Raw genomic sequence first — 24,140 nt, 5'->3', positions numbered from 1 at the left:
ACGGTCGACGCCTCATCTCAGGGCTGGTGCGTAAATTCTAAGCTAGACTAGAAGCCTCAGGTCTTATGCCGCCTGAGGTGCACCCCCAGTATTTCAGGAAAATGCCGCAGCCGCGTGCCCGCGACAATGTAGTCGTACCAAGCTATAAGAGATGTCCGAATAGGTAGCCGGGTTTACACTGCCCGAGTTTGCCGAAATGCAATTTGGAACGCTGGAATATTAGCGAATGCTGCGCAGTGCAGCACCAACACGAAACCAAACTTATGGTCAGTCACATTGAAGATCCGGTGAGAAGATACTCCCAAGTTCGCTCACAAGATTTCTGCAAAGCCGATTACCAATGACTTCCCAATCATTCTGGTTTGCATACTCAAAATCGTGGATTCCGTCAGCTTTGGGACGAAACTCCAGTTTGGCCCAGTTTGCCGGTTTGTTGATCGCGATTGAATGCACGCTTCGCAGATTGCTGTCGACTCTGTGCTGGAAAAAGACGTCAACTCCGAAGCCGAACAGTGATGCATTGTCAAATGGCGACGCAAGACCAACGCGCAATTCCTGCATCAATGTGCCATCTGCATTTTCTGTCGTGCGCACATATGATTGCAACATGCGTATCGTGCGTGCCTTTTGGCGGAAATCATTCGCTTCATCGCGCCTGATGAACAATACGTAAAGGCGACCAGGATAGTCGATGTCGCCTTCGGCAAAGCTAACCCATGCCATGGACGGACGACCCGCAACCTGGGTATTGTCGCCATCAAAAAAATTGAGTCTGGTCCACGTTTGACCGTCTTGCGATGCCTGATACAGGGCGAGCCGTTTCGTGAACGGCTGAGCAAACGCGCCGTAGAGTTCCGCGCGTCCGGGCTGATCCAGATATCCACGCCCGATGCCAGGTGATGTTCCATCAGGCAACGCGATACGATCACCGTTCTGGTCCACAATAGCCAGCGGTGACCCCCAATTCGCGAAATCATCTGCACAGGTCAGGCTTTGGGTGACAACAAATCCGTCCGGATCGGTATAGGCCAAGACAAGCTTGCAATGGCCCAGTTTGGCCAGCGATGGTTCACCCTTTGCACTGTCGGGCTCGGCGATGATGCTTGGGGCGCTCCAAACATTTGCGCCGGACGCATCTTGTGTCAGGCGGCTTTCCATCACGGAGCCATTCGCGCCGATTGTCACCACAATGGCCGCGTCTTCGGCGCGGTGCGCCACCCCGGCCACATCAATGCCGCCCGTTGCATCAAGCCCGGGGATGCGTGATGGGATTGTCCACGTGAAACACGGGTCAAGCGACGGCGTGGCACAAGCCACGTTCGAGATTTCACGGCTTAGAAACGGTAACCCCAGTGTGGAATGCGCGATAATCAATTTGCCATTTAGGCGGGTCATCCCCGGGGCCTGCAAACTGGCCGATTTTTCAAGTATGCTGCGGTTATATCGCGTGAACTCACAGCTCGTACCGGGTCGAAAATTTGCATAGGCGCGCACCGTCTCGCCAGCTGGCGCAATCACACCGTCCCGGTTCCAATCGACATGCCCTTGGGTTCGATCGATCCAGTAACGGAACATGCTGTCGAGATCATCAAGGTATACGTCATTGCCGGGATCAACGGCCTGAAATTCTGTCAGGGCCGCATTATTCAACGGCGAGCGGCCTTCCCCATCAGAAAATCCACGACCAGTGTTCTGATACGCATAGCTTATCAGGCTTGGAAAGACCGGCATACAGTTCGGATCAACGTCACCCCACCTGCGATCCACACCGGAATGACCAAGACCCAAGGCATGTCCAAACTCATGAGCCAGGATATCCTGATTATTTACAGGTCCCACCGAGGAATAGTTGTCTATTGCAGTTTGTCCGCCGCTGTCGCCATGGGCCATGATGTAGCGAAATATGCCGCGTCGTGCGGGCGACATGTTTGCAACCCAGGCGTCCTTGTAATCGGCACGAACGCCTTCCTGCGAAGGCTCGAGCACTGAATATCCGCCCCAGTCGCCGTAAATCGTGGCATGAGCGGGCGTTGCAGGCGCTCTGCCGATATCCAGATGCACCGATATTCCGTGCACTTCGTCGAGGTTCCTTAGACTCGCTGCGCGCCGTGCCAACCTCTCTGCCGGGACGACATCTAACGTGTCAGCAAAAAATGAAGCAAATGCCTGTGCCGTTGCTTGATTCACCCTTCGCGGCATCTCCACTGCCGTTGTCTTGGCATAGTCGATTTCGATAAAAATGTCTTTGTGCCGAGGGTTTGCGCCCCACGCTGGCAAAGTCATCGCCTCATGCACCCGCACATTGGAGCTGCGTTGGTACGTCTTCACGACGCCCAGCGTCTCCCAATCGTCCTGAAGGCCGTCACCATCGCTATCCTTGGTGTCTGCAAGTTGCGCACAGTCAAAAGAAGTGCCGGAGGCCAAAGTCAGCGTATCTGCACTACTGTCGCAGGTACCTAGTGAACGCTCTAACAGTGTTCCAAGAGTATCGCCGTCAACGTCGCTGCCTGAAACACCACTGTCATTTCGCACCACGCGGATGATACCCGTCGGATGACTTTGCCTGTTCCGAATACCAACCAAAGCAGTTCGCGTCCCCAGGTCAGCTGTCAGGATCATCTTGCTGGCCCCTCCCACACCGCCCGAACTGGCGCGGTCCACAATGCTTTGGGATCCGCTGTCGAGTACATAAATGGTGTGGCTGTGTTCGGGGCCGTTGGGCATGCCCACAGTTTGCAACGCTTCGCCGGCCATAAGATCCTGATACCGCAGATGCGCGCCACCGAATGGAACGTCCTCCATCCAGGGTTGACCATCGCGCATCAAATCAACCAGACCCGCACCATTGGGTGCTGTCGATCTGATTACCAGCAACATGTCATCATCGGCTGGAAAAGCGATTTCAGTCGGGTTCGCATCAGAGGTTCCGCTGTCAAACATAACTTCGGTCTTGTCGCTATCGCGAAGCAGATGAAACGCAGGCTGTGCGACAGCGCGAACATTGACGGCGCGAATTTGGACGGTCTGCCCCGGCATTTGCGGGATGCGAATTTCGCTAATGCTGGTGGCAAACGGGTGGCGTACACGCCCTTCTTGCGACGTATCTTCTGCCACGTCGGTTCCGGGTACAGTATCGTTGTGGGCTGCCGTATGGTCGGCTCGTGCAGACGATGCGACATTTGTGATGACTGCAAACAGCAAAGTTGCCGCCGCGATTGCGTGCGAAGAATATCTTAACATTGGATTGCCCTCGGTTATGTCGAAGTAGCAAATCTCAAATTGTAATGTGATCAGCTTAAGGCATGACGGGCTTTCCGTCCAATTCTTGTCAAAACCAAGCGCAATGTTGCATGCAATTCCCGCAGAACCTCGCACGGAAACGCAGAGTCAAAAACAGACCTTAGCCATAAGAATATAGGTGCGGCACGGCTAACCTGGCGACTGGACGGAATATCCTGATTTTCAGGGCGCGCCCGTCGTATCTCTGATAATAAGCTCCGCAGAAATCTCGGATACCGTGACAGGCGTATCCGGATCACGAATGCGGTCCAGCAAGACTTGGCCCAGTTTGTGGCCCAACTTGTGGGGGGACACAGCCATCGTTGTAAGCGGCGGGGTGGCGACAGCGGCGTCCTGAATGTTGTCGAAACCGGTGACAGAAACATCTTTACCGGGCGTCAGGCCAGTCCGTTGCAATGCAAGGCAGGCACCCAAAGCAACCATATCACCATTACAAACGACCGCCGTAATTTCCGGATGTTCGCGGTGCAGGTCTAGCATCGCCTCAAGCCCTGCAAGCTTATTGTCCGCAGAATCCCAGACTATCCCATCGCCCATCCCGCTAGCCGAAAGTGCCTTTTGATATCCCGCGATACGATCTTTCCGCACGAGCGTCATTTCCGTTCCGCCAAGATAGGCGATCTTGCGGTGACCCAACTCCAAGAGGTGCCGCGTCGCGGTCGCAGTCGCTTCGGCGTTTCGAATGCCGACATGGTCAATACCGGGGCGCAAATTGCGCAAAAAGGTTACCGTCGGTATCTTATGGGCTGCCAACAGACCAAATGTCTCATCCGTCGTTGCAAGCGCGGGAACCCATATCAGCCCACCACGGCCATGCCTGATAAAGGCCTCCAACTGGCGGCCTTGCCGAACTGCGTCGTCGCGGGTGTCAAGGATTGAGACGAGATAACCCTCTGCCTCAAGCAGGTCGACCACGCCGCTGATGACTTCGGCGTTGAACGGGTTCGACAGCTGATTGATGATAAACCCGATCTCTCGGTTGTCACCGGACCGCATTGCAGCAGCCTTTTGATCCGGCACATAATGCAAGGACCGGGCCGCCTGCAGCACGCGATCGCGGGTCTGTTCCGAAATCCGCCCGGTGCCTCTAAGAACCTGGCTGACGGTCGGTATGGAAACCCCCGCTTCCTTTGCGACAGTGCCAAGGGTCGGCTTGCCTGACATGTTTCACGCCTCATTTGATTTAACGATATATCTATGGCCTCCGCATTACTCAGTCAATTTTTCGTGGAGATCGCCGTTCGATAAGCCGTCGCACACACCTTGTGGGCAGTTTCACGCGCATAATCGTTGACAGGTGGTATATCGTTATATCAATATTTCGGTATTCGGACGATTCGACTTGCGGGCTTCGGCCCAGGTGATTTCGGCACCGACCGGTCCTGCCTGACACAAAAACAGGCATGGTCATCTATCAACGGGAACCGACAGGGAGGTCGGCCCCGAATTACATTTCTGGGAGGAAACATGACCCTACTTTCCAAATTCGCTGGCGCCGCTTCTGGTCTCGCCCTGTCCTGCGTTGCCGTTGCCGCGCAGGCCGATGTTCTTTTCTGGTCAACACAGGCCAAACCCGTTGAAGAGGCTCAAGCCATGCGCGAGCAGGTTCTGTCCGGCTTCGCCGACGGCGTTGACTATCAACCCAATGACGGTGGCCCGTGGATTACCCGCCTGAACGCTGAGCTGGAGGCAGGCACAGGCACAATCGGTGTCCTGGGCGCGTTGCACGGCGACTATTCCGCGATGGACCCTGAAAATCTGGTCGATTTGTCTGATCTCGGCGCTGCGGCGAGCAGCGATACATTCAACAACCTTGCGATGCTCGGCACAGATCAGATGCAATATATCCCCTGGATGCAGGCTAGCTATATCATGGCTGCAAATAAGGAAGCCCTGCAGTATTTGCCCGAAGGCGCGGACATCGACGCTCTGTCATATGACGAACTGATCGCATGGGCTGCAAACGTTCACGAAGCAACCGGCGAGGCCAAGTTCGGCTTCCCAGCGGGTCCGGATGGTCTGAAACATCGCTTCTTCCAAGGCTATCTCTATCCGTCCTACACCGATGGTGTGGTACGTACGTTTGCGTCTGACGAAGCCGTCGTCGCATGGGAAAAGTTTGCCGAACTGTGGGCACATACAAACCCCGCATCGACCAACTTCTCGTTCATGCAGGAACAGCTGTTGTCCGGTGATGCGTGGATCGTCTTCGATCACACTTCGCGCTTGGCCGGCGCATTCAATGAGCGTCCGGACGACTTTGTGGCCTTCCCTGCCCCGGCGGGCCCAGCAGGTCGCGGCTTCATGCCGGTGCTTGCCGGTGTCGCCATTCCAAAAACAGCGCCTGATATGGATGCTGCCAAAGCGCTGGTGAGCTATATGCTGCAGCCAGAAACGCAGCTCGCGACGCTGCGCGCCACCAGCTTCTTCCCGGTCGTGGACGTCGAACTTCCTGACGATCTGCCGCCTTCGGTACAGGCTGCCGGTGCAGCCATTGCCAAGATGAGCGGTGCCCCCGATGCAAACCCCGGGCTGCTGCCTGCGGGACTGGGTGACAAGGGCGGTGATTTCAACCGCGTCTTCGTCGACAGCTTCGAGCGGATCATTCTGGGCGGTCAGGACATCCGCACGGTACTTGACGACCAGAAAGAAACGCTTGCCGCGATCATGAACGAAACAGGCGCGCCTTGCTGGGCACCTGATGCACCTTCCGATGGTGCCTGCCCTGTCGAGTAATCACAAAACAGGCTGACAAACAGCCACCCGTCCGGGCCTCTCTGGCCCGGACTCCCCCACCTTTCCCTTAGTCGAGACTGCGCATTTGCGCCAACGCGGAGTGATGCTGATGAACGCTCGCATATTGCCATATGTGTTGATCCTGCCGGTCACGCTCTTTTTGTGCCTGTTCTTTCTCTACCCGTTCATTCTGGTCGCCCAGCAGGCCTTCGGGTCGTCTGACGGCTGGTCGCTCGATAACTTCCGCGAAGTTGTCAGCTATTGGAAATTCCCGATTTCATTGCGGAATACGCTGTTGCTGGCTGCCGCCGTCGTGCCGATCCAGCTTGCACTTGCACTGTTGATGGCAACGATGGTCAGTCGGATGGGAAAGGGCCGCGATCTGGTGCTTTATGTGTGGACCATCCCGCTGGGTATTTCGGACCTTGCCGCCGGGATCATCTGGCTGGCCATTTTCGAACAGTCAGGATTTCTCAACTCCATGCTGGCCGGCCTCGGCGCAATCGACAAACCGGTCAATTTCCTTAGCTACCAGAACCCGTGGATCGTCTTTCTCGCCATCGCATTGGCCGAAATCTGGCGCGCAACGGCAATCATGCTCGTCATCCTTGTTGCTGGAATCGGACTGATCCCCAAGGAATACTATGAAGCCGCCGACGTTTTCGGGGCCTCACGCTGGAAACAATTCACGCGGATCACGCTGCCCTTGCTGCGCCCCAGCCTGCAAACGGCCCTTGTGCTGCGCGTCATCCTCGCCTTTGAAATCTTTGCCGTAGTCGCAGCACTTGGCGGCACACTATTCCCAGTTCTGATGGGGGAAACATATGCCTACCAGTTTGACCTGCTTAACAGCGGTGCAGCCGCCGCCATGGCCTTGATCATCCTTGGCATTTCGATCGGCTTCACCCTGATCATACTGCGCATCCTTCGGGTCCCGAAAGGAGCATCGATATGACCGATGCAACCAACGCCGACGTAGCCGTCGACACGCGCAAATCGGGCCGCGCTCTCTATGTGGCTTCTGTGGTGTTGCTTTGCGCATGGGTGATCGTGCCGATCTACTTCCTGCTGATCAACACATTGTCCTCGCCGGAAGCGGTGAACAGCTTTCCAAAATCGTTTGTTCCCGAATTCGACTTTGGCAGCCTCCAGTTCTTTGCCGGGTTCGCAGGAATGCTTACGGCGCTCAAGAACTCGATCGTCGTGGCACTGATGACAATGGTGATGTCCATCGCCATCGGTGCACCCGCTGGCTACGCACTGTCGCGCTTCGACTTCCCCGGCAAAGGGCTCTTCCGACTGCTGATCCTACTGACCCGTGCCTTTCCCCTGCCCTTGCTCGCGCTGCCGCTGGCAGTCATGTTCATCCAGACCGGACTGGACGACACGGCCTTTGGCCTCGCACTGGTTCACACGACGCTCGCGATCCCCTTTGCTGTACTAATAACCTTCTCGCTCTTCTCGGGTATCCCGATCGAGCTGGAAGAGGCGGCATGGACGCTGGGCTGCACACGACTCACAGCGTTCAACAAGGTGGTGCTGCCGCTCATCCTCCCCGGCATCACGGCCTCTGCGATCTTTGCATTCGTGATCTCGTGGAACGAGGTTTTCGCGGCGGCCGTCCTAACGATCGAGAACCGCACGCTGACAGCGTTCCTGCTGCAAAACCTCGACACATCACCACTGCACCTGAAATTTGCAGGCGGATTCATCCTCGTTGTGCCTGCGTTGATCTTCATCTTCGCTGTGCGCAAATACCTATTTGCCATGTGGGGCATCGCGAACCGCTAGGCGGCGCGACCCGGAAAAGGAACCTTTGAAATGGCTGAAATTCAGATCAAGAACGTCGCAAAGTCCTTTGGTGCTTATCAGGCGCTGAATAATATCAATCTGACGATTGCAGATCAGGAATTCATGGTCCTGCTCGGGGCCTCCGGTTGCGGCAAATCCACTTTGCTGCGCATCATCGCCGGACTTGAAACCGCGTCGGCGGGCGAGGTCTGGATTGGCGGAAAACGCATCGACCATCTGGCCCCGAAGGATCGCGGCATCGCGATGGTGTTCCAGAACTACGCTGTTTTCCCGCACCTGACCGTGTTCGAAAACATCGGCTTTGGCCTGCGGATGAACAAGCTACCCAATGACGAGGTCAAACGCCGTGTCGAACGGGTCGCCGGGTTGATGCACATCGAAATGCTGCTCAAGCGATATTCGGGCGAACTATCGGGCGGCCAGCGCCAGCGCGTGGCCGTGGCGCGCGCTTTGGCGATGGAACCGGATGTCATCTTGATGGATGAACCGCTGTCAAACCTCGATGCATTGCTGCGCATGGAAATGCGCGCTGAACTGAAAGGCGTACTGGCAGAAAGCAAGACAACCGCAATATACGTGACCCATGATCAGGTCGAAGCGATGAGCATGGCCGACCGGATCAGCGTCATGCATGAAGGCAACATCGTGCAGGCCGCGGCCCCGATCCAAGTATACCGCGACCCGGCTGCCAAATTCGTTGCCAGCTTTATCGGGAATCCGCCAATGAACTTCCTGCCCGCGACCCCCGCAGGGGGCGGCAAATGGCGGGTCGCAGGAAAGACTTTCGACGGGCCGAACTCTGACAAGGCCAGTCTGCAATTCGCCATCCGGCCTGAGGATATGAACCCGGCCGAACACGGGCTTGTTGCAACCGCCAAGATCGTGGAACCACTCGGTGCGCATTTGCTTGTCACCTGCCAGATCGACGACGCCATGTTCCGGGTCATTCTGGATAGCGACACAGTCGTGAAAGCGGGCCAGACGCTGACCCTCGCCCCCCAACCCGACCGCGTGCGCTGGTTCGACCCGGACACCACGCTTGCCGTCGCCTGAAAGAGCGCCATGACACAGAAGATGATTGACCAGGCAAAGGCCGTGATGCGCAAGAATGATCGCGGAAACTATACGGTGCCGACCCACGGGCTCTACCCGTTCCAATGGAACTGGGACAGCGCGTTAAGTGCACTTGGCTTTGCACATTTTGACGAGCCACGTGCGTGGACTGAAATCGAAACGCTTTTCGCGCATCAATGGGACGATGGAATGGTGCCACACATCATTTTCCATCAACAAGATGAGGGATATTTCCCCGGCCCCGACGTCTGGGGCACAAGTCGGCCTGTGCCAACATCTGGCATCACGCAGCCCGCCGTCGCAGGTTTCGCGGTACGCCGTATCTTTGAGCGCGCCACCAACAAAACGCTCGCGGTCGAAAAAGCCCGCGCATTGCTGCCCCGCATCCACGCATGGCATCAATGGTTCTTTGCCAACCGCGATCCGCAAGGGTCCGGCCTGGTGGCGATCATTCATCCTTGGGAGAGCGGACGCGACAATTCAGTTGATTGGGACGCGGCGTTTGAGAGGGTCCCGACGGATGGTGTGCAACCCTTCACCCGACGCGACACCAGTCATGCGAACCCCGCACACCGGCCCACGGACGACCAATACAAACGCTATATCTGGCTGGTGCAAAAGTTCCGCAGCCTTGGCTGGGACAACACCAAACTGCATGACGCCTCGCCATTTCAGATCGTTGATCCGGGTTTCAACGCGATCCTGATCCGGTCCTGCGCCGATCTGGCCGTTCTGGCCGACAGCCTGGGTGACACCGAAATCGCTGCCCAATCCCGCGCCATGGCGGAAAAGGGTATTGCGGCAATGGACAGCCTGTGGAGCGAAGCACATGGTCAATATCTGTGCTATGACCGGTCTATCAGCGCTTCCGTTGACAGCCCATCCATCGGCGGGATCCTCGCTGCGTTCGCTCCGATCCCGAAGTCACGCGCCAAGGCCATCGCTGACCGGATCGACGCCCTTTCGCTCAGTTGCAATTACCTCGTACCAAGCCACGACCCAACGGCACCGGAATTTGATGCTCTGCGCTATTGGCGCGGCCCGATATGGCTTATCGTGAATTACATGATTTCCGACGGTCTTAAGTTGGCGGGCGAAACCGCAATGGCCGACCGTATCAGCGCCGATTGCCTCCGCCTGATTGAGAAGGCAGGTTTTGCTGAATACTACGGCCCGATTGGTGCCGAACCCTGTGGCGGTGATGCGTTCACTTGGACAGCTGCCATGGTCATTGAAATCCTCAGCACGCACGAGATGGCCGCATGAATCTTCTACGGGCCAGCGACGTCACACTCCGGCTGGCATGAGCGATGTCAGTGCACGATATCCAGCTCGCGACACCCAGTGATAGCGCCGCGATTGAAGCCGCACTTCTTGCAGATCTGCGGCAGCGTTCACCGCAGGGTCATAACGAAACGATAGCATTGGCTATGAAAGCACCCGACGGGAGCCTGATCGCCGGACTGAACGGATCAACGTCTTACGGATGGTTGCTTGTCAAAGTGCTTTGGGTCGCACCGGACCAACGCCGGCGGGGGTACGGGCGCGCCCTTATTGCCGAGGCCTTTCGCAAAGCCAAAGCGCTGGAGTGCCAAAGCGCCTGGCTTGATACGTCCGACTGCGAGGCGAGACAGTTTTATGAGCGTTTGGGTTTTTCGGTATTTGGCGCTTTGCAGAACAGCGGCTCGCAAGTCCCCCCCGGCCATCAGCGCTGGTTCATGAATACCGTGATCCCATAAATCAGCGCAAATACGCAACTCTAACCCACATCACGGCCGCCCAGATCGGATGACGATCGCAGTTGCGACGCCGTCGGAGAGCCGGTGAGCGTGGAGACGAAACGCCACTGTCAGCACGCAAATCGCCAAATTCCGATTTACTAACATGTGGTTATGTAATGGTAATTGAGGAAAATGGCGGAGACGAAGGGATTCGAACCCTCGAGACGGTTTCCCGCCTACTCCCTTAGCAGGGGAGCGCCTTCGACCACTCGGCCACGTCTCCGCTGACCCGTTTAGCGATGGGCGCAAAGGGGGGCAAGGGGCAAAACGGGGGACCCCTCAATTCACCGAGATCGCGTGTCACAGCGCGTGCACCGGACGTGCACAGGGCGTGCACCGCCTGATGCGTCGTTTCGCGGGGCTGTTCTTATCAACGGACCTGATCCAGTATTGCGACAAAACGACGAGAGGCGCGGCCCCATGAACCTGAACGCTGATTTTTCCGAAATCGTTCTGCTACATGCAGATGACATCCCGTGGCGGGCCTCTCCCATGCCGGGCGTGGCGCGCCGCATGCTAGACCGGATCGGCGACGAGGTGGCGCGGGCGACGACGATTGTCCGCTATGCGCCAGACAGTCAGTTTTCGGCTCACACCCACAGTGGTGGTGAAGAATTCATCGTGTTGGAGGGCGTGTTTCAGGACGAGCACGGCGATTACCCTGCCGGCACCTATGTGCGCAATCCGCCGACGTCATCGCATACGCCGGGATCAGCAGAGGGTTGCGTGATCTTCGTGAAGCTGTGGCAGTTCGATCCGGATGATCGCACGCAAGTCCGCGTTGACATGCACGCGACCCCGACGCCGGACCGGCCCGGTGTTGGACTACTCCCATTGTTTAAGGACGCACGCGAGGAGGTGCGCGTGGAAACATGGGCATCGGGCGCGGATGTCGCAATCGACGCGCCTGACGGAGCGGAGTTTCTGGTGCTGGAAGGCGACGCCACCTGTGACGCGGGCCAGTTACGACCACTGTCATGGCTTCGCCTACCGATCAGGTCGCGCCTGCGTGCCAAAGCGGGCAAATCCGGTGCGAGGGTCTGGATGAAACTGGGCCACCTGCCCTATGCGCAGGCCCCCGCCGTTTCCTGACCCCGCGACCAAATTGCACGGTCTCTGTTCTTGATAGTTCGCGCACGAGAACATATCATGAACAAATGTCGAAACAGACCTTACAACAAAAACTTGCCATCCTGAGCGATGCAGCCCGTTACGATGCGTCTTGCGCATCTAGCGGGACTGCGAAGCGCAATTCATCCGACGGGAAAGGGCTGGGATCGACCGAAGGGTCGGGCATCTGTCATGCTTATGCGCCTGACGGCCGCTGCATCAGCCTGCTGAAGATCTTGATGACGAATTTCTGCATCTATGACTGTGCCTATTGCATCAACCGCGTGTCATCAAACGTGGAACGCGCCCGTTTTTCAGTGGATGAGGTCGTACATCTGACTATTGAATTCTATCGGCGCAATTATATCGAAGGTCTATTCCTGTCATCGGGCGTCATCCAGAACCCCGATAAGACGATGGAGGACATGGTCCAGATCGCCCGGCGTTTGCGGCAGGAGGAACATTTTCGCGGCTACATCCATCTCAAGACGATTCCCGATGCGTCACCAGTCCTGATCGAACAGGCCGGGCTTTATGCGGACCGCCTGTCGATCAATGTCGAATTGCCGACCGATCAGTCGGTGCAGGCCTATGCGCCGGAGAAATCACCGGCGACCATCCGCAAGGCAATGGGCGAGGTGCGTGAAAAGAAGGCCGCCACGAAAGAGCGGTCATTCACCGGCAAGCGCCCGCCAAAGTTTGCCCCTGCCGGCCAAAGCACTCAGATGATCATCGGTGCCGACGGGTCCAACGATGCAACCGTGTTGCATCAATCCAGCACACTTTATAGCGGATATAAGTTAAAGCGCGTCTATTACAGCGCCTTTTCCCCCATTCCGGATGCGACGGTGAAACTGCCGCTGGTCAAGCCACCGCTGGCCCGCGAGCATCGGTTGTATCAGGCGGATTGGTTGTTGCGGTTCTATGGTTTCGACGTGGACGAGATCACGTCGGCCACACCGGACGGGAACCTTGACCTCGATATTGATCCGAAACTGGCCTGGGCCTTGCAGAACCGCGCGGTGTTTCCCGTTGATGTCAATCTGGCAAGCAAGGAGATGCTGCTGCGCGTCCCCGGGTTCGGCACGAAAACCGTCCAGCGCATCATCGCAACCCGCCGCCATCGCAGGCTGCGGTACGAGGATATCCAGCGCATGGGTGCGTCATTGAAGAAGGCGCAGGCCTTTATCACGGCTGCTGGCTGGACCCCCGGTGCCCTGACCGACAGCTTGCATCTGCGGGCGCGTTTTGCGCCGCCGCCGGAACAACTGACGTTGTTCTAGGATGCTGACAGTTCCCCTTCCCCGTATCGGCACTTGGGAGGCGTGGCGCGATGCTGCCCGCCGCCTTTTGGCGGCTGGCGTTCCGCCCCGCGAGGTCCTGTGGGATTTCGACGGCAGCGACGCCGATCTGTTTGCCAGCGACGATCGCCTGCCCGATCCTGACCGTCAGATCACTGTGCCGAAATCCTTTTTATCGCTTGCCCAGAACGCTGTTTGGCACGGCGACCCGGAACGGTTTGCCCGCCTTTACGCGTTTTTGTGGCGCGTTGTCGAAGAACCGCATCTGATGGCCGACCGCGCTGATCCAGATCTGGCACGTCTTCGGGCGATGGAAAAGAACGTGAACCGCTGCAAGCACAAAATGAAAGCCTTTGTCCGCTTTCGCGATTTGCAGACTGGCGGAAACCGCCGCGCCTTTGCCGCCTGGTTCGAGCCGACCCATCACACCGTCGAACCCACCGCCCCGTTTTTCGCCCGTCGCTTTGCCGATATGGACTGGATGATCGTGACCCCCGATGTCACCGCCAAGTTCGAGGGCGGCGCTGTTTCGTTCCTGCCCGGCCAGCCAAAGCCCGATCTGCCAGAGGACGCCGCCGAAGAGCTTTGGGGCACGTACTTTTGCAACATTTTCAACCCTGCCCGCGTGAAGATCAGCGCCATGACATCGGAGATGCCCAAAAAGTACTGGAAGAACATGCCAGAGACCCGCCACATCCCTGCCCTGATCGCGGGCGCGGAGGCGAAGGTGCGCGAGATGCAGGCCAAGGCCCCGACCCTGCCCCCAGAACGCATGGCCCATATCCGCGAGCAGTTGCTGGCCCGTCCGCAGCCTGCGTCCTGGAACATGCTTGATGCAGGGTTGAGGGGGTGTGTTCAGTGCCCGCTACATGCGCCCGCGACGCAGGTTGTTCCCGGTCAGGGCCCCCGCGATGCCGAGATCATGATCGTGGGCGAACAACCCGGCGATCAGGAAGATCTGGCCGGTGTTCCCTTTGTTGGCCCTGCTGGCCAGTTGTTTGATGCGTTGGCCACAGAGTCAGGTCTGGATCGCGGGCTGGCTTACGTGACCAATGCTGTCAAGCATTTCAAATTCGAACCCCGTGGCAAGCGTCGCATTCACAAGACCCCCCACAAGACCGAGGTGCACGCCTGCCGCAACTGGTTGCAGACCGAGATCAGGCTGGTCCAGCCAAAGCTGATCGTCGCTCTGGGTGCGACCGCCTTGGCGGCGTTGACGGGGGACGGGAAGGACTTGTTAAAGCGGCGTGGCGGGATCGAAGACCATGACGGCACACCTGTTTTTGTCACCGTGCATCCGTCTTTTCTGCTGCGCTTGCCCGTGGCAGAGCAGGCAAAGGCCAAGGCAGAATTTGTCCGCGATCTGCGGATGGCCCGCGATTATCTGGCGGTGGCCCATAAGGCCTAGTCGGTGTCGACGATCTGGTGCACCTCGATCACGTTGCCGTCGGGGTCGTAAAAGAAGACCTGATGCCAGCCTTTGACCGCGTTGCTGCCCCAGTCGGAATAGGGCACCCCCTGCGCATCGAGGTGCGCCATGAAGCCTTTGATGTCGTCGGTGCGATAGGCGATGTGTCCCCGTTCGAGCGGGTTGACGACCTGGCCGGAGCGGAAGGAGTTCAGCACATCGCGCGGAGTCAGGTGCATCTGGATATCGCCATCCGTGACGAAGGACACGTCACCGACCAAACCTTTTTCCTGATTGAGCGGGGGCAGTGCTGCGGGGTCTTCATCGCCCAACAGCAGAATGTCGCGATAGAAGGTATCCATCGCCCCGACGTTGGTGGAACAGAGGTTGATGTGGTGCAGCTTGAGTTTCATTGCGCCAGCCTGACCGAGACATCAAAGCTGCGCAAGATGGATGATGCTCAGGCCGCGCGTTCGTCGAACAAGAGACACTGGTAACGCTCTTCGGCGGCGTCCGTGATCCGCTCTGCATTGGCGTTCAGCCCGCTCGCGGCACCGATGGACGTGCTCAACTCGCCCTCGCCCGTTTCGACACCGCTGACGATGCGGTTGGCAAAGATTTCAGCAGCGGCGTCGATATTGCGTTCAACAAAGATATGCGCCTCGGTCGCGCGGGCCATCGTTGCGGCATCGTTGTCGCCGGGCGCACACGCATAGGACACAACCGACAATCCGTCAGACGTCGGGAAGTCGATGATCTGTCGATCAGGGTAGGCGGACCTGACAACGTCTTCGGCGGAACAGGCTGCCAGTGCCAGTGCCCCAACAAATACGGGCAAACGCATGATGAAATTCCTTTCGTTCAAGTATTGAACAAAAAGTGCATCACATCGCCGTCTTTCACAAGATATCCCTTGCCTTCCGCACGCATCTTGCCTGCTTCCTTTGCCGCCTGTTCACCGCCGAGTGCGACGAAATCATCATAGCCGATTGTTTCGGCCCGGATGAAGCCGCGTTCGAAATCGCCGTGGATGACACCGGCAGCTTGTGGGGCCAGTGTGCCTTCCTTGATCGTCCATGCGCGTGCCTCTTTCGGGCCGACCGTGAAATAGGTCTGCAAGTGCAGAAGTTCGTAGCCTGCCCGGATCAAACGGTCGAGACCAGGTTCTTCGAGACCCATTTCTGTCAGGAACATCTCGGCCTCTTCGGCATCAAGTTGCGAGATTTCTTCTTCGATCCGCGCGGATATCACGACGTGTGAATTGCCTTCCACCGCTGCCATTTCGGCGACCCGTTCAGATTGGGAGTTGCCACTGCCAGCGCTGTCTTCTTCGACGTTGCAGACGTAAAGCACAGGCTTGGTCGTCAGTAGCTGAAGCAGTTTCCATGCTTTCGCGTCTTCGGCATCGATGTCGACGGTGCGCGCCGGTTTACCGTCTTCGAGGGCGGCTTGCGCCAATTCAAGCAACCTGACCTGCTGCACCGCTTCCTTGTCGCCACCGCGCACCTTGCGCACGAGGTTCTGCATTCGCTTTTCGATGCTTTCAAGGTCGGCCAGCATCAGTTCGGTTTCGATGACGCTGGCGTCTTCGACCGGATCAACCCGACCTTCGACATGGGTGATGTCGTCGTCTTCAAAGCAGCGCAGCACATGGGCGATAGCGTCACATTCGCGGATGTTGGCAAGAAACTGGTTACCCAGCCCTTCGCCCTTGGAGGCCCCTTTGACGAGCCCTGCGATATCCACAAAGGTCATACGTGTCGGGATGATCTGCCTTGACTTGGCAATTGCGGCCAGTTTGTCGAGCCGCGCATCAGGCACAGCGACATCGCCAACGTTGGGTTCAATGGTGCAGAATGGAAAGTTCGCCGCCTGCGCCGCTGCGGTCCGTGTCAGCGCATTGAACAAGGTCGATTTGCCGACGTTCGGCAGACCCACGATACCCATCTTGAAACCCATTGCGGCTCTCCTTTTGATCCTTGGCGGCTTCTAGGCGTCCGCGCCCTGCCCTGCAAGCGGATCATGTGGTATCCTTCGCGTTGGGAGGACTATTCCATGCAAATCGCACCATATCTCTTTTTCAATGGCAACGCGCGCGACGCTGCCACGTTCTATGCAGACGTGTTCGGCGTTGATGTGCCCGAGTTCATGACGATGGACGGTGCCCCGCCAGAGATGAACGTCCCGGAAAACCGGAAAGGCTGGATCATGCATTGCACCATGCAGATCGGGGACTATCAGCTGATGATGTCTGATGATTTCATGGCCAACAGCCCGCCGATGGCCGGGTGCAACGTGCAACTTAATTTTGAAACCGCTGCCGAGGGGAAGCGCGTTTTTGATGCGTTGTCCGCAGGGGGCGAGGTCCGTATGCCATGGGAGCCGACGTTCTGGTCGGCCGGATTTGGCGCGTTTTCCGACAAGTTCGGCGTGCGTTGGATGATCGGCACGGACGAACCGCCCGCAAACTGATCAGGCACGCGCCATCAGCCGTTCAAGCTTTGCCCCGCGTGCGGGGTTTAGCTGTCGCACCCAGGCAATCTGACCTGACAGCCGGGCCTGAAGCGCTGGGTCGGTCTGCCATGCCCGCGCGTGGATGGCCGCCTTTATCTGGTCAAATTCCCGTCGGTCCACGTTTGTTGCATTGTTGACCACGATGCCCGTCACAACCTGTCGTCGATGGGACGGCATCAACCGGGTCTTGGCTGGATTCAGGGCAAAGCCTTCCTCCGATACGATGTCTGGAACTGCCACGCAGATTGCGCGGATGATGTGTTCGTCCCCCGAGAATGTCAGATCATCCGCATAGCGCGTGTAGGTTGCGCCAAGACTGCGCGCCAAACCCGTCAATCTGCGATCAAGGCCATGGGCCGCGAGGTTGCCCAGCGCCGGTGATGTCGGTGCCCCTTGTGGCAGATGGGCGACGCGCAGGGCTTGGCGCTGATGGAATCCCATCCGGTTGCGGATACGGGCCGGCGTCGTCACTGTACACAGCCCCGTCAAAGCGTGCGCAACGTTCGGCGGATAGCCCAGCGCGCGGAAAATTCCATAAATCCGCCCCCCCTGAATGGACGAGAAGAAATCGCGCAGATCGTGGGCGACAACAGCCTTTTCGCCCACATGCCGCGCGGCAGCCTCGATGCAATTGCGCCCCTGTACAAAGCCGTAAGCGTTCGGATGCGGCAGGATATGGTCAAGAATAGCCCGCAAAATCAGCCGTTGAAGTGATTTCAGCCGTGGCTTGGGGGCTTCGATCAGACGGTGCCCGCCGCCGATTTTCGGGCTGAGATGGTAGTGGTAATGGTTGACCGCCATGTCGCCATGTTCTTCGTGGCGACCCGTTTGGTCGGCGTAATAGTCCAATTGCTGAGGGGTCAGCAGCATCCAGTCCGCAAGGTCGCCAAGCGTGGCAAGTTGCGGGATTTCCAGATGGGCGAAAGCCTGCAATGGCTGCATTTTCGGAGCGCGGAGGTCGGGCGCGGGCCAAACAGAGTTTAACACACAGTATCGGTGGATGCGCGCAAAGACGGAACTTTGCGCAAGCGCGCTTGCAACTGCCGTGCGGCCGGGCGCGATTTGCGTCGGGAAGTGATCCAGCAGCCCTTGGGTTTGTAGCTGCGTGAACCGCTGCAGCGCGGGTGGAAACCGGCGGCAAAGGCAATCTGCGATGCCGCGCTTGTCCCACACCGACAGGCTGAGGCTTTCGGCCAGGTTTTGTGCCAGACGTTTGGGGGATTGCGGGGTCAACGGACGGTCTCTGCTCCTTCTTGTCATGCTGGAACGGCACTGGGTGAAACCCAGAGACGTTCAGGCCATGTGATGTGCAGGTCGTTCTCTCAGACGGGGATACCCCGCCCCGATGTGCCATGCAGGCGCATCATTCCAGAGACCGCCGTTGGCTGTCAGGATGTCTGACCGGTCCGAATTTATCAAGATGGCCGCGTGGGCCGTCTGTCGTGGGCCGCGGGACGCTTTCAGGCATTGATTTTCCCTGCATCATGCCGCAAACCGCTGCGAACGCTACGAAGGGACAGACCATGAGCCGCATCGCCGCCAAATTCGCAGAGCTCCGTGCCAACGGACAGAAAGCCTTTGTCAGCTATATTATGGCGGGTGATACGGATTACGATACCGGTCTTGCCGTGATGAAGGGCCTGCCCGCTGCGGGTGTCGATATCATCGAGTTGGGGATGCCGTTCACCGATCCGATGGCGGATGGTGCGACGATCCAGCTTGCCGGCCAGCGCGCCCTTGATGGCGGGATGACCCTTGAAAAAACGCTGCAATATGCCCGTGAATTCCGCAAAGAGGACGAGACGACGCCGATTGTGATGATGGGGTATTACAACCCGATCTATTCGCTCGGCGTTCCTGCGTTTCTGAACGATGCGAAGGCGGCTGGCATCGATGGTCTGATCATTGTCGATCTGCCGCCCGAAGAGGACGAGGAGCTTTGCATTCCGGCGCAGGCCGCGGGCATCAACTTTATCCGTCTTGCGACCCCGACGACGGACGACAAGCGCCTGCCGACCGTGCTGCAGAATACATCCGGGTTCGTCTACTACGTCTCAATGACCGGGATCACCGGGTCTGCCGATGTGCAGGCAGATGCCGTCGCACCCGAGGTCGCGCGCATCAAGGCCGCGACCGATCTGCCAGTCATTGTCGGGTTCGGCATCAAGACGCCCGAAGCCGCCGAAGCGGTCGCGAGCGTGGCAGACGGGGCCGTCGTCGGATCGGCCATTGTCGAGCGAATTGGCCAGGGTGACAGCGTCGACGCGGTTCTGGCCTTCGTCAAATCACTGGCAGACGGTACCCACCGCGGCTAGCTCCGCGCTTTCTTCAAATACCGGAAAACTTCGGTCGACATTGACCGGCAGAGACCAATTCTTTGCCGGTCGTTTTCATTATTCTTCTCTCTCTGGCTCGCGATCTGGCGGGTCGATGCGTGGCCAATTGTTCGCCGAATGTTCGCCTGCGCAGAAACTTCTTGTAGAAATCTATCGCTATTGGTAAATAAATTTTACCAATTTAAGAAAGGCGCGACTCATGCCAGTGATTACGAATATCGATGATCTGAAGCGGATCCATAAACGCCGCACACCGAAGATGTTTTACGATTACGCAGAGTCGGGAAGTTGGACAGAACAGACGTTCCGCGAAAACACATCCGATTTTGACAAGATCAGGCTGCGTCAACGCATTGCCGTGGACATGACCAACCGCACCACCGCAAGCCAGATGATCGGCGAGGACGTTTCCATGCCTGTCGCCCTTGCACCTGTCGGATTGACCGGCATGCAGAGCGCGGATGGTGAAATCAAGGCTGCCCGCGCGGCTGAGAAGTTCGGGGTGCCTTTCACGCTGTCCACGATGTCGATCTGTTCGATCGAGGATGTTGCCGCGCGCACAGAGAAACCGTTCTGGTTTCAGGTCTACACCCTGAAAGACGATGAGTTCATGAAGCGTCTGTTCGAGCGCGCCAAGAAGGCGGGTTGTTCGGCCATTGTGATCACGCTGGATCTGCAAATCATGGGCCAACGTCATAAGGACATCAAGAACGGCTTGTCCGCCCCACCAAAGTTCACCCTTGCCAGCATGGCAGACCTTGCCACGAAGTGGTCATGGGGTCTTGAAATGCTGGGCACCCCACGTCGTTTCTTCGGCAATATTGTCGGACATGCCAGCGGTGTGAAAGATGCATCATCCCTGTCGTCTTGGACGGCCGAGGCGTTTGATCAGTCGTTGGATTGGGCCCGCGTGAAGCAGCTGATCGAGATGTGGGACGGCAAGGTGATCCTGAAGGGCATACTGGATGCCGACGATGCCCGTAAGGCTGTCGAAGTCGGTGCCGATGCGATTGTCGTTTCCAACCATGGCGGTCGCCAGCTTGACGGCGCGCTGTCGTCCATCCGGGTTCTGCCATCCATCGTTGCTGCCGTCGGCGACAAGATCGAGGTGCATATGGATAGCGGTATCCGGTCCGGACAGGACGTGCTGAAAGCGATTGCCATGGGGGCCAAGGGCGTGATGATCGGGCGGGCCTGGGTCTATGGGCTGGGCGCGATGGGCCAACAGGGCGTCACCAAGGCACTGGAGGTCATTCACAAGGAACTGGATATGACCATGGCGCTTTGCGGCAAACGCGATATCAAGGATGTCGATCGCGATATTCTACTGGTGCCCGAAGATTTTGAAGGCCGCTGGGTCTGATTTGATCACTGCGATGTAAGCGACTTTTGCGCGCATGTCCTTTTCATTTGCGTGCGACTCCCGCTATATCTGCGCCATGATGGCCCGTCCGTTCTATGTTCTTGTTGCACTTGCTGCCGCGCTTTGCATTGCGCTGAGCAGTGTTGCGTCGGCTGCCCGGATGGCCCCGTCTCAGCAGGACACGCCGCAGATACAGGCCTATCTTGCTGCTGGCGGATCGCTTTCGGATATTTGCGCAGATGATGATCTGACCCATGCGGATCATGACTGTCCGTTTTGCCGGTTACTGTCCGATCCCGACGATCTGATACCAACACCTGCTACATGGATGCTGGTCTTTGACCGCACAGAGCCGACGGTTTCCGATCTGGGCTTGCCCGCACAGCGGCTGGTTTTGCCGGTTCAGGCCCGTGCGCCGCCCTGTCCGGTCTGACCCTTGCGCCTTGGCGCGATATCACTTTGACCAGACAATACGACGTTGGCAGCGGTGCGTCCGCGCACGTTGATCCGGAGACGATCCATGAAATTACTGTCCCTTACCGCCCTGTGCCTGGCCGCTTTTGCCACGCTGGCATCCGCAGAAACCAAGGTTGGCGATCTGATGCTGACCGATCCATTCACCCGCGCCACGCTGCCCAATGCCCCCGTGGCCGGTGGCTTTCTGACGATCGTGAACATGGGCGAGACTGATGACACGCTTGTCGCCGCCACGTCCGACATCGCCGGAACCACCGAAATCCACACCATGGAAATGGACGGCGACGTCATGCGGATGCGCGAGCTAGAAGATGGCTTGCCCGTTCCCGCCGGCGAAGCAGTTGAATTGAAGCCCGGTGGCTTTCATCTGATGTTCATGCAGTTGAATGCCCCCCTTGTCGAAGGCGAAACCGTCAGCGTGACCCTAACGTTCGAATCCGCCGGGGAGGTGACACTGGACCTGCCTGTCGGTGCGATCAACGCCCGAGGCCATGGCGGCATGTCCGGCGGCGGACACGGCACGATGGATACCGACAAACCCAAAGTATCGGAGTAATTCATGGATTTTTCAGACGAGACGATGAAGAAGATCCGGCTGGGGGCATGGGCGCTTGTCGCCCTTGCCTTGCTTGGCATGGCATGGGTACAGTTCCTGTCCCCCCGCTTGGAGCAGTCGATCACGGACACCCTTGGCCGCGGCGATTACGAACTGGTCGCGACTGACGGGACTGTCTTTACCGAGGAGTCGCTGAAAGGTGGCCCGACCGCCATATTCTTTGGTTTCACACACTGCCCCGAAGTCTGCCCCACCACCCTTGGTGATATTGCCACATGGCAATACGAACTGACCGGAAGCGACACAGAAACGGCGTTCCGCGCCTATTTCATCACCGTCGATCCGGAGCGTGATACCGTCGAAGTGCTGGACGATTACGTATCATGGGCGCCTGGTGTTGTCGGCCTGACCGGCAGCCGCGAAGAGATCGACAAGGCCATCAAGGCCTTTGCCATCTATGCCCGTCGTGTCCCGGGCAATGAGGAAAACTACAACATGGATCACACCGCGTCCGTGTTGCTGTTCGATGCAGATGGAAAGCTGTTCGAGCCGATTGGCTATGGCGAAGGTGTCGATCGGGCCGTTGCCAAGATCCAGCGTCTTTTGACAAGCTGACCCGTGCGAGGTGCGTGTCCGCGCGCCCCTTCAGACCCTGTTTTGTTGGGGGAGCCGTGCTGCCAGCAGTGCCAGCGGTGTCGCCATAAGCAACAGCACCGATACGCAGAGAAACGCGATCCGCAGCCCGAAGGCTTCGGATACCAGCCCCATGAGCATTGGCGCAAAGAAGAAGCCCGAAAAGCCGATCACGGCGCACCGGCTGATCGCCTCAGTCCGCAAATGTGGCGGCACCACCTTCCCGACAAGTGCAAGCCCGATCGGCCCGATGACCGACACACCAAGCCCCAGCGTGCCGAACCCAACGTAGGCCACCAGCGGTGTCGGGGCGAGTGCGGCAATCACCGCCCCTGTCGCCGCAATCGCGCTGGCGCAGATGACAACCGTTAAGTCGCGGAATCGTTCGGATATCGCCTGTCCCGAAAATCGCCCGAATGCCATCGTGAATCCCAGCATAGCCGGACCAAGCGCCCCTTCCGCTGCCCCGCCGCCAAGCGTGCGTTCGACATGCAGTGCCGACCATGCTTCGACCGTGGCTTCGGACATAAAGGCCATCAAAACGATCAGGCCACACAAGACGATCGGCCAGAGCGGGTATTTTCCCGCATAGCCGTCTTCGGCGGCCACATACGTCACGTCCATCTGCATGAACGGCACAAGGAGGACCGAGAAACAGCCAAAGCCTGCGAAGACGTAGATGGGTGGGATGCCCGCCTCGCGCGCAAAACCTGTCAGCACCGCCGCCACCGCGTAGGCAAGCGAGAACATCGCGTGGTTTGCGTTCATCAGGGGGCGGCCCGTCTTGGCCTCAAGCTCGCTGACGCGCGCGTTCATCACGACGTCGAGGATTCCCGATGCTGCACCGACGAGGGCCATTGCAAAAACAAAGACCAGCGGAATGCTGATCTGTGCGGGCACAAGCCACGCCAGTGACAACAGAACGATCCCGACCTGCATCGCGCGCGCGCCAAGGATCTTGTCAGCCTTCGGAGCAAGAAACATCGCCGATACAAGACCCGTCGCGGACCCGATCAGAAGTGTGCCGAACACGGCGTCATTTGCCCCAAGCTGTGCTTTCAGCACTGGCACGAACGCGGCAAAGCAACCCCAGAACAGTCCGACCACCACGAAGGCGGCGGCTGGTTTGCGAGAGGTGTAAAGGGCGCTGAGAACGGACATTGCGCAGGGTTGGCAGGGTTCTGGTATGAAGACAAGGTGGTCCGTAACCGCATTTCAAATTGAAAGATAACCGATGAACCAGTCTTTGACCCTCACTGCGCTTGTCGTGCGCGACTATGACGAAGCCATCGCGTTCTATGTCGACACGTTGGGCTTTGAATTGGTCGAAGATACCTATCAGCCCGAACAGGACAAACGCTGGGTTGTGGTCAAGCCAAGGGGCGACGGTACGGGTCGTCTGTTGCTGGCGCGCGCATCGGACGACCATCAGGCACGCTATATTGGGGATCAGGCCGGCGGGCGAGTGTTCCTGTTCTTGCAGACAGATGATTTCTGGCGGGATTATGAAGCGTATCGCGCGAAGGGTGTTCAGTTTGTTCGGGAGCCGCTTGAGGTCGCGTATGGGACAGTTGCTGTGTTTACAGACTTGTACGGCACAAAGTGGGACCTTGTAGAATTTGTAAGGGGATGAAGGTCGGGTTTGAGCCCTCTGGCATCCTTGTCTGGACGGCGATAATGGCGGACAGTGGGTTGAGATATCTGGACTGTGACCATGCCATTCTGCGACATCACGATCT

At 58.0% G+C, this 24,140-nt stretch carries 23 protein-coding genes and 1 tRNA gene; 16 read left to right on the top strand and 8 right to left on the bottom strand.

The window, feature by feature from the left end:
* Positions 1-267: 267 nt before the first annotated feature.
* Both BMY44_RS00120 and BMY44_RS00115 read right to left on the bottom strand, forming a co-directional pair.
* Entirely contained in the window at positions 268-3,240 is a 2,973-nt protein-coding gene (locus BMY44_RS00120; protein ID WP_089988772.1) for a zinc metalloprotease, read from the bottom strand.
* Positions 3,241-3,462: 222 nt separating this feature from the next.
* Positions 3,463-4,464: a LacI family DNA-binding transcriptional regulator gene (locus BMY44_RS00115; RefSeq protein WP_089988769.1), complete on the bottom strand. Its 1,002-nt coding sequence runs from the start codon at positions 4,462-4,464 to the stop codon at positions 3,463-3,465.
* A 303-nt stretch (positions 4,465-4,767) separates the two neighbouring features.
* On the opposite strand from BMY44_RS00115, the gene BMY44_RS00110 reads away from it, so the two are divergent.
* The 6 genes from BMY44_RS00110 (at position 4,768) to BMY44_RS00085 (ending at position 10,661) form a co-directional block, all read left to right on the top strand.
* Positions 4,768-6,036, top strand: coding sequence for an ABC transporter substrate-binding protein (locus BMY44_RS00110; protein WP_089988766.1), 1,269 nt, complete (start codon positions 4,768-4,770; stop codon positions 6,034-6,036).
* A gap of 109 nt (positions 6,037-6,145) precedes the next feature.
* Positions 6,146-6,991, top strand: coding sequence for a carbohydrate ABC transporter permease (locus tag BMY44_RS00105; protein ID WP_089994272.1), 846 nt, complete (start codon positions 6,146-6,148; stop codon positions 6,989-6,991).
* Positions 6,988-7,827, top strand: coding sequence for a carbohydrate ABC transporter permease (locus tag BMY44_RS00100; RefSeq protein ID WP_089988764.1), 840 nt, complete (start codon positions 6,988-6,990; stop codon positions 7,825-7,827). The genes BMY44_RS00105 and BMY44_RS00100 overlap by 4 nt, the downstream gene beginning before the upstream one ends.
* Before the next feature lie 30 nt (positions 7,828-7,857).
* Positions 7,858-8,901 carry an ABC transporter ATP-binding protein gene (locus BMY44_RS00095; RefSeq protein WP_089988761.1) on the top strand — a complete coding sequence of 348 codons (1,044 nt, stop codon included), beginning with the start codon at positions 7,858-7,860 and terminating at the stop codon, positions 8,899-8,901.
* A 9-nt stretch (positions 8,902-8,910) separates the two neighbouring features.
* Positions 8,911-10,188 (top strand): MGH1-like glycoside hydrolase domain-containing protein, encoded by a 1,278-nt coding sequence (locus tag BMY44_RS00090; RefSeq protein ID WP_089988759.1) that lies wholly within the window; start codon positions 8,911-8,913, stop codon positions 10,186-10,188.
* A gap of 44 nt (positions 10,189-10,232) precedes the next feature.
* Positions 10,233-10,661 (top strand): GNAT family N-acetyltransferase, encoded by a 429-nt coding sequence (locus BMY44_RS00085; RefSeq protein ID WP_089988756.1) that lies wholly within the window; start codon positions 10,233-10,235, stop codon positions 10,659-10,661.
* A gap of 175 nt (positions 10,662-10,836) precedes the next feature.
* On the opposite strand, the gene BMY44_RS00080 is transcribed toward BMY44_RS00085, so the two are convergent.
* A tRNA-Ser gene (locus BMY44_RS00080) sits at positions 10,837-10,926 on the bottom strand.
* Positions 10,927-11,123: 197 nt separating this feature from the next.
* On the opposite strand from BMY44_RS00080, the gene BMY44_RS00075 reads away from it, so the two are divergent.
* From BMY44_RS00075 to BMY44_RS00065, 3 genes are all read left to right on the top strand, one after another.
* Positions 11,124-11,795 (top strand): cupin domain-containing protein, encoded by a 672-nt coding sequence (locus BMY44_RS00075; RefSeq protein ID WP_089988753.1) that lies wholly within the window; start codon positions 11,124-11,126, stop codon positions 11,793-11,795.
* Between the two features lie 65 nt (positions 11,796-11,860).
* Positions 11,861-13,096, top strand: a complete 1,236-nt coding sequence (locus tag BMY44_RS00070; protein ID WP_089988749.1) for a putative DNA modification/repair radical SAM protein — start codon at positions 11,861-11,863, stop codon at positions 13,094-13,096.
* A 1-nt stretch (position 13,097) separates the two neighbouring features.
* Positions 13,098-14,522 (top strand): UdgX family uracil-DNA binding protein, encoded by a 1,425-nt coding sequence (locus BMY44_RS00065; RefSeq protein WP_089988747.1) that lies wholly within the window; start codon positions 13,098-13,100, stop codon positions 14,520-14,522.
* Here BMY44_RS00065 and BMY44_RS00060 read toward each other — a convergent pair.
* From BMY44_RS00060 to ychF, 3 genes are read right to left on the bottom strand one after another with little or no spacing between them, the layout of a single operon-like run.
* Complete coding sequence (locus tag BMY44_RS00060) at positions 14,519-14,935, bottom strand: VOC family protein (protein WP_089988744.1); 417 nt, start codon at positions 14,933-14,935, stop codon at positions 14,519-14,521. The two genes, BMY44_RS00065 and BMY44_RS00060, sit on opposite strands and share 4 nt — an antisense overlap.
* Before the next feature lie 47 nt (positions 14,936-14,982).
* On the bottom strand, positions 14,983-15,366 hold the full coding sequence (locus BMY44_RS00055; protein ID WP_131801544.1) for a hypothetical protein: 384 nt from the start codon (positions 15,364-15,366) through the stop codon (positions 14,983-14,985).
* 17 nt (positions 15,367-15,383) lie between these two features.
* On the bottom strand, positions 15,384-16,481 hold the full coding sequence (gene ychF / locus BMY44_RS00050; protein WP_089988739.1) for a redox-regulated ATPase YchF: 1,098 nt from the start codon (positions 16,479-16,481) through the stop codon (positions 15,384-15,386).
* 96 nt (positions 16,482-16,577) lie between these two features.
* Between ychF and BMY44_RS00045 the strand changes: the two genes are divergently transcribed.
* Positions 16,578-16,994 (top strand): VOC family protein, encoded by a 417-nt coding sequence (locus BMY44_RS00045; protein ID WP_089994270.1) that lies wholly within the window; start codon positions 16,578-16,580, stop codon positions 16,992-16,994.
* On the opposite strand, the gene BMY44_RS00040 is transcribed toward BMY44_RS00045, so the two are convergent.
* A complete protein-coding gene (locus BMY44_RS00040; protein ID WP_165611756.1) occupies positions 16,995-18,269 on the bottom strand; it encodes a reverse transcriptase family protein in 1,275 nt (424 codons plus the stop codon).
* A gap of 290 nt (positions 18,270-18,559) precedes the next feature.
* Here BMY44_RS00040 and trpA point away from each other — a divergent pair, with 290 nt between their 5' ends.
* From trpA to BMY44_RS00015, 5 genes are all read left to right on the top strand, one after another.
* Positions 18,560-19,351, top strand: coding sequence for a tryptophan synthase subunit alpha (gene trpA, locus BMY44_RS00035; RefSeq protein ID WP_089988733.1), 792 nt, complete (start codon positions 18,560-18,562; stop codon positions 19,349-19,351).
* A gap of 220 nt (positions 19,352-19,571) precedes the next feature.
* On the top strand, positions 19,572-20,735 hold the full coding sequence (locus BMY44_RS00030) for an alpha-hydroxy acid oxidase (RefSeq protein WP_089988731.1): 1,164 nt from the start codon (positions 19,572-19,574) through the stop codon (positions 20,733-20,735).
* Positions 20,736-20,769: 34 nt separating this feature from the next.
* Positions 20,770-21,168, top strand: a complete 399-nt coding sequence (locus BMY44_RS00025; RefSeq protein WP_089988728.1) for a hypothetical protein — start codon at positions 20,770-20,772, stop codon at positions 21,166-21,168.
* Between the two features lie 87 nt (positions 21,169-21,255).
* Positions 21,256-21,768 (top strand): copper chaperone PCu(A)C, encoded by a 513-nt coding sequence (locus BMY44_RS00020; RefSeq protein ID WP_089988726.1) that lies wholly within the window; start codon positions 21,256-21,258, stop codon positions 21,766-21,768.
* Between the two features lie 3 nt (positions 21,769-21,771).
* Positions 21,772-22,383, top strand: coding sequence for an SCO family protein (locus BMY44_RS00015; protein WP_089988723.1), 612 nt, complete (start codon positions 21,772-21,774; stop codon positions 22,381-22,383).
* Positions 22,384-22,413: 30 nt separating this feature from the next.
* Here BMY44_RS00015 and BMY44_RS00010 read toward each other — a convergent pair whose 3' ends face one another.
* A complete protein-coding gene (locus BMY44_RS00010) occupies positions 22,414-23,562 on the bottom strand; it encodes an MFS transporter (RefSeq protein WP_089988721.1) in 1,149 nt (382 codons plus the stop codon).
* Positions 23,563-23,635: 73 nt separating this feature from the next.
* Here BMY44_RS00010 and BMY44_RS00005 point away from each other — a divergent pair, with 73 nt between their 5' ends.
* Positions 23,636-24,034, top strand: coding sequence for a VOC family protein (locus BMY44_RS00005; RefSeq protein WP_089988718.1), 399 nt, complete (start codon positions 23,636-23,638; stop codon positions 24,032-24,034).
* The last annotated feature ends 106 nt before the right edge of the window (positions 24,035-24,140 follow it).

It is taken from the genome of Cognatiyoonia koreensis, from assembly GCF_900109295.1.
GTDB classification, from domain to species: Bacteria; Pseudomonadota; Alphaproteobacteria; order Rhodobacterales; family Rhodobacteraceae; genus Cognatiyoonia; species Cognatiyoonia koreensis.
Note: the sequence above shows the minus strand (reverse complement) of the source record. Positions and strands in the feature narration are given on the sequence as shown.

Excerpts from the sequence above, each read along its gene's own strand:
- BMY44_RS00120 (WP_089988772.1), bottom strand. The coding sequence starts at position 3,240 with ATGTTAAGATATTCTTCGCACGCAATCGCGGCGGCAACTTTGCTGTTT.
- BMY44_RS00115 (WP_089988769.1), bottom strand. The coding sequence starts at position 4,464 with ATGTCAGGCAAGCCGACCCTTGGCACTGTCGCAAAGGAAGCGGGGGTT.
- BMY44_RS00110 (WP_089988766.1), top strand. The coding sequence starts at position 4,768 with ATGACCCTACTTTCCAAATTCGCTGGCGCCGCTTCTGGTCTCGCCCTG.
- BMY44_RS00105 (WP_089994272.1), top strand. The coding sequence starts at position 6,146 with ATGAACGCTCGCATATTGCCATATGTGTTGATCCTGCCGGTCACGCTC.
- BMY44_RS00100 (WP_089988764.1), top strand. The coding sequence starts at position 6,988 with ATGACCGATGCAACCAACGCCGACGTAGCCGTCGACACGCGCAAATCG.
- BMY44_RS00095 (WP_089988761.1), top strand. The coding sequence starts at position 7,858 with ATGGCTGAAATTCAGATCAAGAACGTCGCAAAGTCCTTTGGTGCTTAT.
- BMY44_RS00090 (WP_089988759.1), top strand. The coding sequence starts at position 8,911 with ATGACACAGAAGATGATTGACCAGGCAAAGGCCGTGATGCGCAAGAAT.
- BMY44_RS00085 (WP_089988756.1), top strand. The coding sequence starts at position 10,233 with ATGTCAGTGCACGATATCCAGCTCGCGACACCCAGTGATAGCGCCGCG.
- BMY44_RS00075 (WP_089988753.1), top strand. The coding sequence starts at position 11,124 with ATGAACCTGAACGCTGATTTTTCCGAAATCGTTCTGCTACATGCAGAT.
- BMY44_RS00070 (WP_089988749.1), top strand. The coding sequence starts at position 11,861 with ATGTCGAAACAGACCTTACAACAAAAACTTGCCATCCTGAGCGATGCA.
- BMY44_RS00065 (WP_089988747.1), top strand. The coding sequence starts at position 13,098 with ATGCTGACAGTTCCCCTTCCCCGTATCGGCACTTGGGAGGCGTGGCGC.
- BMY44_RS00060 (WP_089988744.1), bottom strand. The coding sequence starts at position 14,935 with ATGAAACTCAAGCTGCACCACATCAACCTCTGTTCCACCAACGTCGGG.
- BMY44_RS00055 (WP_131801544.1), bottom strand. The coding sequence starts at position 15,366 with ATGCGTTTGCCCGTATTTGTTGGGGCACTGGCACTGGCAGCCTGTTCC.
- ychF (WP_089988739.1), bottom strand. The coding sequence starts at position 16,481 with ATGGGTTTCAAGATGGGTATCGTGGGTCTGCCGAACGTCGGCAAATCG.
- BMY44_RS00045 (WP_089994270.1), top strand. The coding sequence starts at position 16,578 with ATGCAAATCGCACCATATCTCTTTTTCAATGGCAACGCGCGCGACGCT.
- trpA (WP_089988733.1), top strand. The coding sequence starts at position 18,560 with ATGAGCCGCATCGCCGCCAAATTCGCAGAGCTCCGTGCCAACGGACAG.
- BMY44_RS00030 (WP_089988731.1), top strand. The coding sequence starts at position 19,572 with ATGCCAGTGATTACGAATATCGATGATCTGAAGCGGATCCATAAACGC.
- BMY44_RS00025 (WP_089988728.1), top strand. The coding sequence starts at position 20,770 with ATGTCCTTTTCATTTGCGTGCGACTCCCGCTATATCTGCGCCATGATG.
- BMY44_RS00020 (WP_089988726.1), top strand. The coding sequence starts at position 21,256 with ATGAAATTACTGTCCCTTACCGCCCTGTGCCTGGCCGCTTTTGCCACG.
- BMY44_RS00015 (WP_089988723.1), top strand. The coding sequence starts at position 21,772 with ATGGATTTTTCAGACGAGACGATGAAGAAGATCCGGCTGGGGGCATGG.
- BMY44_RS00010 (WP_089988721.1), bottom strand. The coding sequence starts at position 23,562 with ATGTCCGTTCTCAGCGCCCTTTACACCTCTCGCAAACCAGCCGCCGCC.
- BMY44_RS00005 (WP_089988718.1), top strand. The coding sequence starts at position 23,636 with ATGAACCAGTCTTTGACCCTCACTGCGCTTGTCGTGCGCGACTATGAC.